This is a genomic window from Streptosporangium sp. NPDC049376 (assembly GCF_044466505.1).
Lineage (GTDB): Bacteria > Actinomycetota > Actinomycetes > Streptosporangiales > Streptosporangiaceae > Streptosporangium.
This window is the reverse complement of the sequence record NZ_JBITMT010000001.1, coordinates 799,953-814,158: the sequence shown is the minus strand read 5'-3', so window position 1 is coordinate 814,158 and position 14,206 is coordinate 799,953. Positions and strand designations below refer to the sequence as shown.

Here is a 14,206-nt window from a genome sequence, read left to right as displayed (position 1 = left end):
GCCGGGTCAGGAGACCCCCGCCTCGCGCATGTCGCGGACCTCGCGCTTGAGCTCCTTGATCTCGTCACGCAGCCTGGCGGCCACCTCGAACTGCAGGTCCGCCGCCGCCTGGTGCATCTGCTCGGTGAGCGACTCGACCAGGGCCTCAAGCTGCGCCCTGGGCATCTCCCCCGCGATCGCCCTGGCGTGCTGACCGGCCTGCTTGACCGCGAAGCCGGGGACCGGGGCCTTGCCGCGCGACTGCTGACGGCCGCTGCCCCCGAGGAGCTGGGCGGTGTCGGCGTCCTCCCGGTTGAGGGAGTCGAGGATGTCGGCGATCTTCTTGCGGAGCGGCTGGGGGTCGATGCCGTTGGCCTCGTTGTAGGCCGTCTGCTTGGCCCGGCGCCGGTTGGTCTCCTCGATCGCCCGCTCCATGGAGGGGGTGATCCGGTCGGCGTACATGTGAACCTGGCCGGAGACGTTACGGGCCGCGCGGCCGATGGTCTGGATCAGCGAGGTCTCCGAGCGCAGGAAGCCCTCCTTGTCGGCGTCGAGGATGGCCACCAGGGAGACCTCCGGCAGGTCCAGGCCCTCACGGAGCAGGTTGATGCCGACCAGCACGTCGTACTCGCCCAGCCGCAGCTCGCGCAGCAGCTCGATGCGGCGCAGCGTGTCGACCTCGCTGTGCAGGTAGCGGACCCTGATGCCCAGTTCGAGCAGGTAGTCGGTGAGGTCCTCCGACATCTTCTTGGTCAGCGTGGTGACCAGGACGCGCTCGTCCTTCTCCGCGCGGGTCCTGATCTCGTGGACCAGGTCGTCGATCTGCGACTTCGTGGGTTTGACGACCACCTCGGGGTCGACCAGGCCGGTCGGCCTGATCACCTGCTCGACGACGTCGCCACCGGAGCGGCCCAGCTCGTAGGAGCCGGGCGTCGCCGAGAGGTAGACCGTCTGGTCGATCCGCTCCAGGAACTCCTCCCACTTCAGCGGGCGGTTGTCCAGGGCGGAGGGCAGCCGGAAGCCGTGCTCGACGAGCGTGCGCTTACGGGAGGCGTCCCCCTCGTACATCGCGCCGATCTGCGGGACCGTCTGGTGCGACTCGTCCAGCACCAGCAGGAAGTCCTCGGGGAAGTAGTCGAGCAGGGTGTTCGGCGCGCTGCCCGGGGATCGGCCGTCCATGTGCCGCGAGTAGTTCTCGATGCCGGAGCAGGTGCCGATCTGGCGCATCATCTCCAGGTCGTAGGTGGTGCGCATGCGCAGCCGCTGGGCCTCAAGGAGCTTGCCCTGGCGCTCCATCCGCTGCAGGCTCTCTGCCAGCTCGGCCTCGATGTCCCGCACGGCCCGTTCCATCCGCTCGGGGCCCGCCACGTAGTGGGAGGCGGGGAAGATGTAGAGCTCCTCGTCCTCGGTGATCACCTCACCGGTCAGCGGGTGCATGGTGGACAGCTTCTCGATCTCGTCACCGAACATCTCGATCCGTACGGCGAGCTCCTCGTACTTCGGGATGATCTCGATCGTGTCGCCCCGCACCCGGAAGGTGCCGCGGGTGAAGGCCAGGTCGTTGCGGGTGTAGTGCATGTCGACCAGGCGCCGCAGCAGCGTGTCGCGCTCGATCTCCTGACCGACCTTCAGGGCGGTCATCCGGTCGACGTACTCCTGGGGGGTGCCCAGGCCGTAGATGCACGAGACCGAGGCGACCACGACCGTGTCGCGGCGGGTCAGCAGCGAGTTGGTCGCGGAGTGGCGCAGCCGCTCGACCTCCTCGTTGATGGAGGAGTCCTTCTCGATGTAGGTGTCGCTCTGCGGGACGTACGCCTCCGGCTGGTAGTAGTCGTAGTAGGAGACGAAGTACTCGACCGCGTTGTTGGGCAGCATCCCCCGCAGCTCGTTGGCGAACTGCGCGGCGAGCGTCTTGTTCGGCTGGATGACCAGGGTCGGCCGCTGCAGCCGCTCGATCAGCCAGGCGACCGTGGCCGTCTTGCCCGTGCCCGTCGCGCCCAGCAGGACGGTGTCCTTGTCACCCGCCCTCACCCGCCGCTCAAGCTCGGCGATCGCGGCCGGCTGGTCGCCGGAGGGGGTCATGTCGGTGACGACCTCGAAGGGGGCCACCTTGCGCTGCAAATCTGTTACCGGCCTCACCTCACCCACTGTAGGACGCCCCACCGACATTCCCGTCCCCTCTCCGGGAACCCCGTAGGGCACGGCGTTCAGCACCCGTTCAATCGGCTGTCAAGCCATCCGCAAGCCACATGTTCTTTACTGGCATCCCTGCAGGCAATCACAAAGCGTGATATATCGGGCTTTCGGACAAGACCCACGGAGGTGTGATGTCGCGGCCAAAAGAGGCCATCCAGGCGGCGGTCGCGGCCGCCCAGGCGTACGGCCAGGGCGGAGACCTGCGCCAGATCGCCGGGCAGGTCGCAGGCCAGCTCACCGGTCAGGTGACGGGACAGGCAGGGGAACAGGGCTTCACACTCAACCCCACCGACTTCCTCGCCGCGCGTGAGCAGGGCGCGTCCGTCGGCACGCTGATCGAAGCCCGCAGCGCCTCACTGAACGAGGCCGGGGAGATCGTCAACCGCAGCTTCAGCGGCAGCGGCCAGAACGGCGAGGCGGTCCACGTGATCTCCCCCGTGGTGATCCCCAAGAGCACCACGGCACGGGTCGTCATCCCTCTGGTCGTCCTGGCGGGACTCGGCCTGGTCGGCCTGATCGCCAACGGCCTGCCCGAGGGCGCGCGGGTGCTGTTCGGCCCGCACTACTGGGCCGTCCTGGTGCTGGCCGCGGCGTTCCTGTGGTGGCGGCGCAGCGTCGTCATGGTCCCCGAGGGCTGCAAGGCGCTGATCACCAAGTTCGGCAAGCTCGTCCAGATCGCCGAACCCGGGCGGGTGACGCTGCTCAACCCGTGGAAGCGGGTCAGCTACATCGTCAACACCACCCGTGAGTACCCCTTCAACGCCCCCATCCGCGAGGCCCCGACCCAGCAGGGCGTCAAGGCGAGCGTCGACCTCTTCCTGCAGTTCCGGATCGAGGACCCGGCCGAGTTCATCTTCGTCCTCGGCTCGGTCGGCGGCTTCCAGGCGAAGCTGCAGAACGCGATCAGCGAGGTGACCCGCTCCCTCATCTACGCCCAGCGCGCCGAGGACATCTACGACCTGGTCGGCGAGAGCACCCTGGGCATGCTGGACAGCCTCAACCAGCAGTTCCTGCCCGCCGTACGGCTCACCGACGTGAACATCACCCACGCCGAGCCCTCCAGCCAGGAGTACCGGATGGACCTGGCGGCGCCGGAGATGATCAGGGTCGCCAAGGAGGCCTACACCTACGAGTACGAGCTGCAGCTGCGCAAGGAGCAGAACGAGGGCGACCTGGTCAAGGAGCTCGCCGGACTGCAGGAGCAGCTCTCGGCCATCCACGCGGAGATCGCGGGCTACCAGGCCCGGATGGACACCGCTCTGGAACGCGCCTCGAACCAGGCCAAGGCCCAGGCGGGCCAGCGGCTGGTCGAGGCCGAGTCGACGGCGAAGGCCAACGCGGCGCTGCTTGAGGCCCAGGCGCTGGACATCAGGGCGCTGAGCGCGGCGCAGGCGCCGGAGATCCTGGACCACCGCTTCCAGCAGGACCTGCTCGACAGGCTCGAATCCGTCGCCGCCCACCTGCCCCGCGTGGTGCAGGTCGGTGAGACGACGGACATCGACCTGCTCGCCCTGGCCGGGCAGCTCGTCGGCGGCGGGGAGGCCCGGCTGTTCTCCGAGGCGGACACCGCCGCGATCCGGGCGCGGATCACCGAGATCAGCCGCCGTGTCGAGGACCGCGAGGCCGAGATCACCGCCCTGCTCAGCCAGGACGCGGGCCAGGAGACCGGTCAGGGCGCCGACCAGGGCGCCGGCCGGGAAACCGCCCAGGTCACCGATGGGGAGCCCGCGCACGCCCCGCACGCCGTACCGCCCGCCGCGCAGGAAGACGCCTGAAGATGAGCAGAGAGTTCTCCAAGATCAAGGAATCGCTGGCCTCCTGGTCGGAGATCCGCCAGCTGCTGCGCGGCGGCGAGTCCGGCCAGATCGTCCCGGTCGTGATCCCCAAGGACCGCAGGGGTTTCGCCTGGGTCGCGCTGCTGATGTTCGCGCTCTACCTCGTGGGCACCGCTCTGCTCGGCGGTGGCGGCGTCCTGTCCGCCCTGGCCGCCGTGGGCGCGGTGTTCTTCCTGCTGACCGCCCTGGTCTGGCTGTGGCGCAGGGCCATCGTCGAGATCGAGGAGGGCACGACCGGCGTGCGCAGCCGGTGGGGGGCGATCGTCGGCACCCTGCCCCCCGGCCGTCACTACCTGTGGCTGCCCTGGGACCGGGTCGACGCGGTCGTGGACACCTCGACCGAGATCCCCTACTCGGCGCCGATCGCGGCCTGCCCGACGGCGGAGAACGTGCCGCTGAAGTCGATCGAGTTCTTCCTGAAGTTCCGCATCGTCGATCCGGTCGCCTTCGTCAGGACGATCGGGGCGGGCAACTTCGACCTCGTGCTCAGCAGCGCCGTACAGGACGCCATCCGCCAGCGCAGCCGCAGGGTCCACACCGAGCGGGCCTACGACCTGCGCGGCTCCGACGTGGGAGACATGCAGGAGCTGCTGACCCGCCAGCTCGGCAGGTACGGCGTGCGCATCACCGGCGCGAACATCCCCGACGTGCAGCTGCCCGACCAGTACCAGCAGCACCTGGCGACCCGGGAGAAGGTCGCCAAGGAGCTGTCGGCCTTCGAGCGTGAGTGGGAGCTGACCCGCAAGCGCCGCATCGACACCCTGCTCATGGAGATCGAGCGGGCCAAGAAGACCAGGGACGCCCGTATCGTCGAGGTCAGGGCCGCGGCCAACACCGCCCGCAAGGACGTCGCCCGCATGCTGGAGGAGCACGAGACGCAGGCCCAGCGGGTGCGCTGGGAGATCGAGGCCAGGGGCAGGGCCGAGCTGACCTCGGCGGAGAACGAGGCCAAGGGGCTGCGCAGGCTCGCCGACTCCTACCGTGACAACCGCGCCGTGCTCCAGTACGAGCTGGCCCGCCGCCGTCTCGACGTGGGCGCCAAGCTCGCCGAGAACGCCCCCCGCCCGATCGTCGTGCGCACCGGCGGCGCCTCAGGCGAGACCTCTCCGCTGGCCACCCTGCTCCTCGCCCAGCTCCTGCCGCAGCTCAGCGCGGACGGCGGCGCGGGGAACGGCCAGGCCAAACCGTCCGTTGAACCCAACTGAAACATCTCAACCCCGGGAGTCCCCCAATGGTGTTCCGTAAACTCATGGCCGCCTTCGGCGCCGGCGTCGAGGTCGACACGGTGCTGCTGAACTCCAACGTCCGCCCCGGCGAGACCCTGCGCGGACAGGTCAACTTCCGCGGCGGCGGCTCCGACTACCGGGTGGAGGGCATCTTCATCGACTTCACCGCGGTCGTCGAGGTCGAAAGCGGCGACAACGAGTACAAGACCACCTACAGCTTCCTGCGCCAGCAGATCACCGGTTCCTTCCACCTGGCCGCGGGCGCGCCGCAGTCGGCCCCGTTCGAGATCCCCGTCCCGTGGGAGACCCCGATCAGCGCCATCGGCGGCCACCCGCTGCGCGGCATGCAGCTCGGTGTCTCCACCGAGCTGTCCCTGGCCGGGGCGCTGGACAAGGGCGACCTCGACGCGCTGTTCGTCAACCCGCTGCCCGCCCAGGACCACGTGCTCGGCGCGCTCGACAACATGGGCTTCCGCTTCAAGAAGGCCGACCTGGAGCGCGGCACGCTGCACGGCTCCCGGATGCCGTTCTTCCAGGAGATCGAGTACTACGTCGGCCCCGAGTACTCCCGGCACTTCAGCGAGCTCGAACTGACCTTCATCGCGGGCCCGCGGGCGGTGGACGTCATCCTGGAGGCCGACAAGCGCGGCGGTTTCCTGACCTCAAGTCACGACACCTACAACCGGTTCACGGTCCACTACGACGACCACCCCGGCCAGGTGGAGCAGTCGCTGCGCGCGGGCCTGCACTCGATGGCCCAGCGCCGCGGCTGGTTCTGACCCGCCTTTCACGGCTGCGCCCCGGCGGCCGCCTCCCGCCGCCCGGGGCCGCTCCCCCGCCCCCACGCCCCCGGGCGCGCCCCCTCGCCGTGACGTCCCTCACGGCGAGGCCGCGCCGGGGCCGCGGTACATCCGCCGCAGCCAGGCGTCGTAGCGGCGGCCCGAGCCCGCCCGGTAGTCGTGTCCCCGGTAGACGGCGAAGGCCTCGCGCTTGATCTCGTGTTCGGCGGGGGTGAGGTTGGGGGGCAGGGGCAGCGTGGTGTAGCCCCGGTAGACGACCACCCTGACGCCCGGCGGGGCGGCCGCCGCCGCGAACCTCGCGGCGGCGATGTGGTCGGGGTGGTCGGCGACGCCCGGCGGCGGGTCCGGATCGAGGGTGTTCAGCACCGAAGGCCGGAAGACCCGCATCAGCCCGCGGAGCGCCTCCAGGACGTCGGAGCGGGACAGGCAGACGGAGGGCCTGGTGAAGGGGCGCACGCAGCTCAGGTCCCCTGAGGCGGCCCACAGGCGGCTCAGGGCGCTCCTTCCGCCGTCCGCCCTGGGGTCGCCGCCGTCGGGCAGTCCGGCGAAGACGAGCCGGACCTGTGGCCGGTCCGCCAGCGTGTCCACCTCGGCCCGGATCCTGCCCACGGTCATCAGGTTCCGCCGCCACCGGTCACGAACCCCGGCGGCCCAGGCGTAGGCGGCCCTGACCCCCCGCTGCCTGTCGATGCTGTACCGCCTGGGCGGGTGCCCGTCGCCGACCCCCGCCGTCCCCTCCCCCGCGGTGAGATAGACAGTGACGGTGCTCGCGCCACGCGCGAGCAGCCTCAGCAGGTCGGGGCTCATGAAGAGCAGGTCGTCGTCCGGATGGGCGGCGATCTGGAGATGGAGGCCCTCGGGCGTCCCGCCGGACATCAGGCTTCCCGGCCCGGGCAGGCCGGGACTCGGCGACAGCAACGGCGCGAGGAGAAGAACGACGGCCGTCACGGCCGCCATGATCCCGCCCACACCTCGAACGCCCCGCACGTCGCCCCCCGCCGCCGATGAAAGTAACTCGACGGTAAAGGAGCGGATCCCCCGGCCACCTGAGCCGATTGGACGATTTACGGTAAGGCATCCTCATCCAAGAGGATCGTCCTTTCTCGTCCCATAGGCGGAGCCCAGCCGTACGCCCTCGCGCTCAGGCCTTCGCGCGTGCGGCCAGATCGGCCCACAGGGCCTCCACCCGGGCCTCCAGCTCCTCCAGGGATCCCTCGTTGGGCACCACGACGTCGGCGGCCCTCAGCCGCTCCTCACGGCTCGCCTGGGCGGCGATCCTGGCCCTGACGTCGGCCTCGGTCATGCCGCGCAGCGTCAGCAGCCGTCCGGCGCGCGTCTCGTCGGCCGCGTCGACGACCACGACCACGTCGTACATCGGGGCGAGGTTGTTCTCGACCAGCAGCGGCACGTCGTAGACGACGATGGCGTCCTCGTCCGCCTGACTCTGCAGCTCGGCGACGCGCTCACCGACCAGCGGGTGCACGACGGCGTTGAGGGAGGCCAGTTTCTCGGAGTCGGCGAAGACGATCGAGCCGAGCCGTCCCCGGTCGAGCGAGCCGTCCTCGCGCAGGACGTCCGGCCCGAAGATCGCGACGATCCGTTCCAGCCCCTCGGTTCCCGGCTCGACCACCTCACGGGCGATCATGTCGGCGTCGATCACCATGGCGCCCCTGGCGGCCAGACGCCGTGACACCTCGCTCTTGCCGGAACCGATCCCTCCGGTGAGCCCCACCTTCAACATGGTCCGCAGAATACGCGCCGCTACCGCTGCCTGCGCAGGTGGACCAGGGTCAGGTGGTCGCTCATCCGCTCCCGGTGGGTCTCACGGTAGCCGCGCCGGCGGTAGAGCCGCAGGTTGCCCTCCGACAGGTGCCCGGTGAACAGGTCGAACGCCAGGGCGGAGCCCATCTCCCCGTGAAGGGCGTCCAGCAGGGCGCCGCCGACACCCCCGCCCTGCAGGTCGGGCGCGACCACCAGGCGGCCGACCAGGCAGGTGGTGCCGGACATCTGCCCGCGAACCGCCCCGGCGATCCGTCCGTCCCGCCTGGCGACGAGCACGACACCGGTCCGTATCGCCCGCTCGACCTGCTCGGCGGACTCGACCAGAGGCGGGATGAACGGATCGCCGTAGAGCTGGGCCTCGCTCACGTACGCGGCCCGCTGGACCGTGAGGATCTCTCCCGCGTCCGCGGGGGCCGCCCGCCCGATCATGGTCACCCGCCAACCCTAGCGTGGCCGGCGACGGGCGAACCCGGCCCCCGGCACCGGACAGGCCGGGAGCGCGCCCCGGGCGGACCGGCGGGCACGAAAAAGGGCCCCGCCTGAGCGGGGCCCTTCCTCGGATCTTCAGATCGCCACATCAACCACTGGAAGAGGTCAGCTCTGACCGCCCGCGAGCTTCTCCCGCAGGGCGGCGAGAGCCTCGTCGGAGGCAAGAGCGCCCGCCGCCGGAGCGGAGGAGCTCGAACCGGAGGCCGGGGTCTCGCCCGAGTAGGAGGTGGGGGCTGCCTCGCCCGCCTCCGCCTCGGCCTTGCGGGCCTCCTCGATCTGACGCTTGTGCGCCTCGAAGCGGGTCTGGGCCTCGGCGTACTGCCGCTCCCACTCCTCGCGCTGGCGGTCGAAGCCCTCAAGCCACTCGCCGGTCTCGGAGTCGAAGCCCTCGGGGTAGATGTAGTTGCCCGAGTCGTCGTAGGTCGCCGCCATGCCGTACAGCGTGGGGTCGAACTCGACGTCGGCGCCCAGCGCGCTCTCGTTGGCCTGCTTGAGCGACAGCGAGATCCTGCGGCGGTCGAGGTCGATGTCGATGATCTTCACGAAGATCTCGTCGCCGACCTGGACGACCTGCTCGGGGATCTCGACGTGGCGCTCGGCCAGCTCGGAGATGTGGACCAGGCCCTCGATGCCCTCCTCGACGCGGACGAACGCGCCGAACGGCACCAGCTTGGTGACGCGGCCCGGCACGACCTGGCCGATCTGGTGGGTGCGGGCGAACTGCTGCCAGGGGTCCTCCTGCGTCGCCTTGAGCGACAGCGAGACCCGCTCGCGCTCCATGTCGACGTCGAGAACCTCGACGGTGACCTCCTGGCCGACCTCGACGACCTCGGAGGGGTGGTCGATGTGCTTCCAGGACAGCTCGGAGACGTGAACCAGTCCGTCGACGCCACCGAGGTCCACGAAGGCACCGAAGTTGACGATCGAGGACACGACGCCCTTGCGGACCTGGCCCTTCTGGAGGGTGTTGAGGAACGTCTGGCGAACCTCGGACTGGGTCTGCTCCAGCCAGGCACGGCGGGACAGGACCACGTTGTTGCGGTTCTTGTCCAGCTCGATGATCTTGGCCTCGAGCTCACGGCCCACGTAGGGCTGCAGGTCGCGGACCCGGCGCATCTCGACCAGCGAGGCGGGAAGGAAGCCGCGCAGACCGATGTCGAGGATCAGGCCGCCCTTGACGACCTCGATGACGGTGCCGGTGACGATGCCGTCCTCGTCCTTGATCTTCTCGATCGTGCCCCAGGCGCGCTCGTACTGGGCGCGCTTCTTGGACAGGATGAGACGGCCTTCCTTGTCCTCCTTCTGGAGGACAAGGGCCTCGACGTGCTCGCCAACCTCGACGACGTCCGCCGGGTCGACATCATGCTTGATCGAGAGCTCACGCGAGGGGATGACGCCCTCGGTCTTGTAGCCGATGTCGAGCAAAACTTCGTCTCGATCGACCTTGACGACGGTGCCCTCGACGATGTCGCCGTCGTTGAAGTACTTGATGGTCAGGTCGATCGCTGCGAGGAACTCTTCCTCGGAGCCGATGTCGTTGACCGCTACCTGCGGGGTGCTCGAGGTGGCCTCAGTGCTGCTCGTCATGTGTGGAATTGCTCCGAACGCGGACAGATGTCGATGTGGCGAACACGCGGCAGGCCTCTTATCGTTCAGCCGGGAATCCACCGGCCTGATCGAGCGCGAGCCCACTCGGTCCGAGACACACGCGAGCCCACAGCGCAGCGATCAGCATATGAGAACAGACGAGCCTGGTCAATCCGGTAGCACGACACACCGATGGCAAAGCCATGGCTCAACGCCGTCAGTAGGCATTGATCCGCTGCTTCCACTGCGGGCTGATATTACCCCGAAGTTCCCGTGGAACGGAGATGCGTTCGGGATCCCCGTCGGCCGTGTACCGCTTGCCCGGGTGCTTGTTGAGCCACTCCAGCCAGTACTGCGAGCACCACTTACGGCATTCGCCCTTCTTGCCGTTGCTCTGGACCCGCTGGATCGCCCGCCAGTCGTAGTCCTTGGTGAACGGCGAGACCGACGGCTGCGCGCCGGCCAGGAAGACGCCCTTGAAGGCGAAGGAGGTGCCGTCCCACTTGCCCTTCTGGACGGTCGACCGTTTGCGCGGCATGGCGCCGAACGGCAGCGCCAGCGTGTCCGGGGTGCCCGCGCCGTACTTGGCCAGCATCCGCTGGACGCGGACGAGCTGCTCGGCGACCCGCTTCTTCGACAGGCCCGGCAGGTAGGGGTGGTCCCAGGTGTGGTTGGCCACCTCGAAGCCGTGCGAGGCCAGCCACCGCACCGCGTTCTCCTGGGCGCGCGCGTCCCGCAGCCCGAAGGGCTGATGATTTACCCAAAATGTCGCGACAGGCCGAAAATCTGGGTACTTCTTGGCCACCTGATAGATGATTCCGACCGCGGTGTCCCTGAGCGGCACGCCCGCCTTGTCGAGCGCGAAGTGGCTCGGATGACCGTCGTCGAAGGTCAGCACGACCGGGTGCTTGCCCGCCGGGACGCGGATGTCGCCGGTGACGAACTCGTGCGCGGTGATCGGCACGTAGCCGTCCCTGGCCAGCCGCTCCATCTCCTGGCGCACCTGGGCGGGGGTCCTGTCGATGGAGGCCAGCCGCTTCTTCTGGATGCGGTGGTACATCAGCACCGGGACCACTCCGGCCTCGTTGGCCTTGACCTGCCGGGCGAACTCCGGCGAGGCCACCACCGGCGGCGGCAGCTCCGCGGAGGGCAGCGTGACCGCGGGCGAGGGGCCGGGCGACGGCGGCGGGGAGGGGGTCTGGGCGGGCGGTGTCACCGGCGGTGTGCTGAGCGGCGTCGCCGTACCCGCCAGTGAGACGGAGGTCGGCGCCGCGTCGGGGCGCACCAGGAGCACCACCACCGCGGTGATCACAACCACCACGTTGGCGAGCATGATGATCTGCGTCAGTGGCGCTGAACTCCGCACAAAACTCCCGTACCCATCGAGATCTCGACTGGATTACCACCCTAGAACAGACTCGGGCAGGCCGGGCAAACAACCAATGATCTACCTGGTCACCACTGGGTGTCCGCACGGGAACCACATCGTGACGACGCCCGCCCCGCGGAACGTCGCGGGGCGGGTGCGGAGGATCGAACCGGGAAGGCGGCCCTCAGTGGCCCGCGTCCTCCCAGGTGCGGCCGACCCCGACGGAGACCTCAAGGGGGACGCGCAGCGAGTAGGCGGCGTTCATCCGGTCGACGACCAGCTCACGCAGGGTCTCCAGCTCTCCCGGCGCCACCTCGAACACCAGCTCGTCGTGGACCTGGAGCAGCATCCGCGAGCGCAGAGCGGCCTCCTTGACCGCGTCGTGCACACCGAGCATGGCGACCTTGATGATGTCGGCCGCCGACCCTTGGATCGGCGCGTTGAGCGCCATTCGCTCGGCCATCTCCCTGCGCTGCCTGTTGTCGCTGTTGAGGTCGGGCAAGTAGCGGCGGCGGCCCATGATGGTCTCGGTGTAGCCGTCCTGCCTGGCCTGGACGACGATCGCGTTGAGGAAGTCGCGGACGCCGCCGAACTCCTCGAAGTACTCGTCCTTGAGGGCCCTGGCCTCCTGCACCGGGATGCCGAGCTGCCCGGAGAGCCCGAAGTCGGACAGTCCGTAGGCGAGGCCGTAGTTCATCGCCTTGATCTTGGCCCGCATCTCACCGGTGACCTGCTGGGGCTCGATGTCGAAGACCCGCGCGGCGGTCGCCTGGTGGAAGTCGTGCCCGGACTCGAAGGCCGCGATCAGCGACGCGTCGCCGGACAGGTGGGCCATGATCCGCAGCTCGATCTGGCTGTAGTCGGCGGTCAGCAGGGTCTCGTAGCCCTGGCCGACCACGAAGCCCTGCCGGATCCTGCGGCCCTCGGCGGTGCGGATCGGGATGTTCTGCAGGTTGGGCTTCTCCGAGCTGAGCCGCCCGGTGGCCGCCATGATCTGGTTGAACGTGGTGTGGATCCGGCCGTCGTCGGCGATCTCCTTGATCAGCCCCTCGACCGTGACGCGCAGCTTGGCCTGGTCACGGTGTCTGAGCATGATGGCCGGCAGCTCGTGGTCGGTCTGCGTGGCCAGCCAGGCCAGCTGTTCGGCGTCCGTGCTGTAGCCGGTCTTGATCTTCTTGGTCTTGGGCAGCCCGAGCTTGACGAACAGGATCTCCTGGAGCTGCTTGGGCGAGCCCAGGTTGAACTGCTCTCCGACGGCGGCGTGCGCGGCGTCGACGGCCTGCTTGACCGCGGCGCCGAACTCGGCCTCCAGGCCGCTGAGGTAGGGACCGTCCGCGGCGATCCCGGCCCGTTCGAGCTCGGCCAGGACCGTCACCAGGGGCAGCTCGACGTCGCCCATCAGGTGGGTGCCGCCCCGTGGTTCGAGGAAGTCCTCAAGGGCGTCGGCCAGCTCCCGCACGGCCATGGCCCGCAGCCCGAGGTCGTGGGCGGCGTCGGTCTCCTGGTCGTCGAACAGGCTGGCCTGGCCGCTGTTGTCCTCCTCCCCGCGCAACTCCCGGCGCAGGTAGACCCGGACGAGGTCCTCAAGCGGGAACGAGCGCTGGCCGGGCATCGCCAGGTAGGCCGCCAGCGCCGTGTCGCTGGTCAGCCCGCGCAGGTCCATCCCCTGGGCCCACAGCGCCAGGATCAGCCCCTTGGCGTCGTGCACGGCCTTGGGCCGCGACGCGTCGCACAGCCACTCGCGCAGCGCCGCCTCGTCGGCCTCGGTGAGCGTCGTCTGGTCGATGAAGGCCGCGCCGCGCCCGCCGTCGCCGGGCGCGGCGATCGCGACGCTGTCGACCCGCCCGGTGCCGCTGCCGTGGGAACCCCGGAAGGCCAGGCCCGCCCGGCCCTCCGGCATGGCCCGCAGCCAGGGCCCGACCTCGTCCGGCCCGAGCACGACCGTCTCGACCTCGAAGCCCTCGCCCGTCTCCGGCTCGGCCGAGGAGAGGGTCTTGAACAGCCGGTCGCGCAGCTCGCCTCTGAACTCCAGCGTGTCGAGGATCTTGTCGATCTCGGCGCGCTCGCCCTGGCCGACCGTCAGCGCCGTGACCTCGGCTTCGAGCGGGACGTCCCGGGTGAGCTGGGTGAGACGGCGGTTCAGCAGGACCTGGTCGAGGTGGTCGCGCAGCTTGTCCCCGACCTTGCCCTTGACCTCGTCGACCCGGTTGACCAGTTCCTCCAGCGAGCCGAACTCGCGGATCCACTTGGCCGCGGTCTTCTCGCCGACACCGGGGATGTTCCTGAGGTTGTCGCTGCTGTCGCCTCTGATGGCCGCGAAGTCGGGATACTGGGCGGGGGTGAGCTCGTACTTCTCCAGCACGGCCTCGGGCGTGAACCTGGTCATGTTGCTGATGCCGACCCTGGTCATCAGCACCGTGATGCGCTCGTCGACCAGCTGGAGCGCGTCGCGGTCACCGGTGACGACCAGCACGTTCATGTCCTGCGCGGCGGCGCGGGTGGCGAGCGTGGCGATCAGGTCGTCGGCCTCGTATCCGGCCAGCGACAGGTACGGCACGCGCAGGGCGTCGAGCATCTCGTGGATCAGGCTCATCTGGCTGCGGAAGCTGTCCGGGGCCGCGCTGCGGTTGGCCTTGTACTCCGGGTACTCCGTATGCCGGAACGTCGGCTCTGACCGGTCGAAGCAGACCGCCACGTGCGTGGGCCGCTCGTCACGGAGCACGTTGACCAGCATGGAGGTGAACCCGAAGACGGCGTTGGTCGTCTGCCCCGTCGTGGTGGAGAAGTTCTCCTCGGGCAGGGCGTAGAAGGCCCGGTATGCCAGGGAGTGTCCATCCAGCAGCAGCAGACACGGACGCGAGGGGGTCGCTTCGTTCTTCGGCACAGGGGAAGCCTAGTCTCCTGATACGACAGAAAACGCTGGTCCCGCGACAAGGAGACGCC

At 69.3% G+C, this 14,206-nt stretch carries 10 protein-coding genes; 3 read left to right on the top strand and 7 right to left on the bottom strand.

What is annotated here, in order from left to right:
• Positions 1 to 6: 6 nt before the first annotated feature.
• Complete coding sequence (gene uvrB, locus ACIBVQ_RS03695; protein ID WP_352009089.1) at positions 7 to 2,118, bottom strand: excinuclease ABC subunit UvrB; 2,112 nt, start codon at positions 2,116 to 2,118, stop codon at positions 7 to 9.
• A gap of 188 nt (positions 2,119 to 2,306) precedes the next feature.
• On the opposite strand from uvrB, the gene ACIBVQ_RS03690 reads away from it, so the two are divergent.
• From ACIBVQ_RS03690 to ACIBVQ_RS03680, 3 genes are read left to right on the top strand one after another with little or no spacing between them, the layout of a single operon-like run.
• On the top strand, positions 2,307 to 3,950 hold the full coding sequence (locus ACIBVQ_RS03690; protein WP_352009088.1) for an SPFH domain-containing protein: 1,644 nt from the start codon (positions 2,307 to 2,309) through the stop codon (positions 3,948 to 3,950).
• A 2-nt stretch (positions 3,951 to 3,952) separates the two neighbouring features.
• Entirely contained in the window at positions 3,953 to 5,215 is a 1,263-nt protein-coding gene (locus ACIBVQ_RS03685) for an SPFH domain-containing protein (protein WP_352009087.1), read from the top strand.
• Between the two features lie 26 nt (positions 5,216 to 5,241).
• The gene (locus tag ACIBVQ_RS03680) at positions 5,242 to 6,015 is read left to right on the top strand and encodes a sporulation protein (RefSeq protein ID WP_352009086.1); all 774 of its coding nucleotides are present in this window, start codon (positions 5,242 to 5,244) and stop codon (positions 6,013 to 6,015) included.
• A gap of 99 nt (positions 6,016 to 6,114) precedes the next feature.
• Here ACIBVQ_RS03680 and ACIBVQ_RS03675 read toward each other — a convergent pair whose 3' ends face one another.
• The 6 genes from ACIBVQ_RS03675 to polA form a co-directional block, all read right to left on the bottom strand.
• A complete protein-coding gene (locus ACIBVQ_RS03675) occupies positions 6,115 to 6,984 on the bottom strand; it encodes a PIG-L family deacetylase (protein WP_386189943.1) in 870 nt (289 codons plus the stop codon).
• Between the two features lie 193 nt (positions 6,985 to 7,177).
• Positions 7,178 to 7,777: a dephospho-CoA kinase gene (coaE, locus tag ACIBVQ_RS03670; RefSeq protein ID WP_362771591.1), complete on the bottom strand. Its 600-nt coding sequence runs from the start codon at positions 7,775 to 7,777 to the stop codon at positions 7,178 to 7,180.
• Positions 7,778 to 7,797: 20 nt separating this feature from the next.
• Positions 7,798 to 8,247, bottom strand: a complete 450-nt coding sequence (locus ACIBVQ_RS03665; protein ID WP_352009464.1) for a GNAT family N-acetyltransferase — start codon at positions 8,245 to 8,247, stop codon at positions 7,798 to 7,800.
• 165 nt (positions 8,248 to 8,412) lie between these two features.
• Entirely contained in the window at positions 8,413 to 9,894 is a 1,482-nt protein-coding gene (gene rpsA / locus ACIBVQ_RS03660; protein WP_352009083.1) for a 30S ribosomal protein S1, read from the bottom strand.
• 217 nt (positions 9,895 to 10,111) lie between these two features.
• Entirely contained in the window at positions 10,112 to 11,260 is a 1,149-nt protein-coding gene (locus ACIBVQ_RS03655; protein WP_399175357.1) for a polysaccharide deacetylase family protein, read from the bottom strand.
• A 187-nt stretch (positions 11,261 to 11,447) separates the two neighbouring features.
• Entirely contained in the window at positions 11,448 to 14,147 is a 2,700-nt protein-coding gene (gene polA / locus ACIBVQ_RS03650) for a DNA polymerase I (protein ID WP_352009081.1), read from the bottom strand.
• Between the last annotated feature and the right edge of the window lie 59 nt (positions 14,148 to 14,206).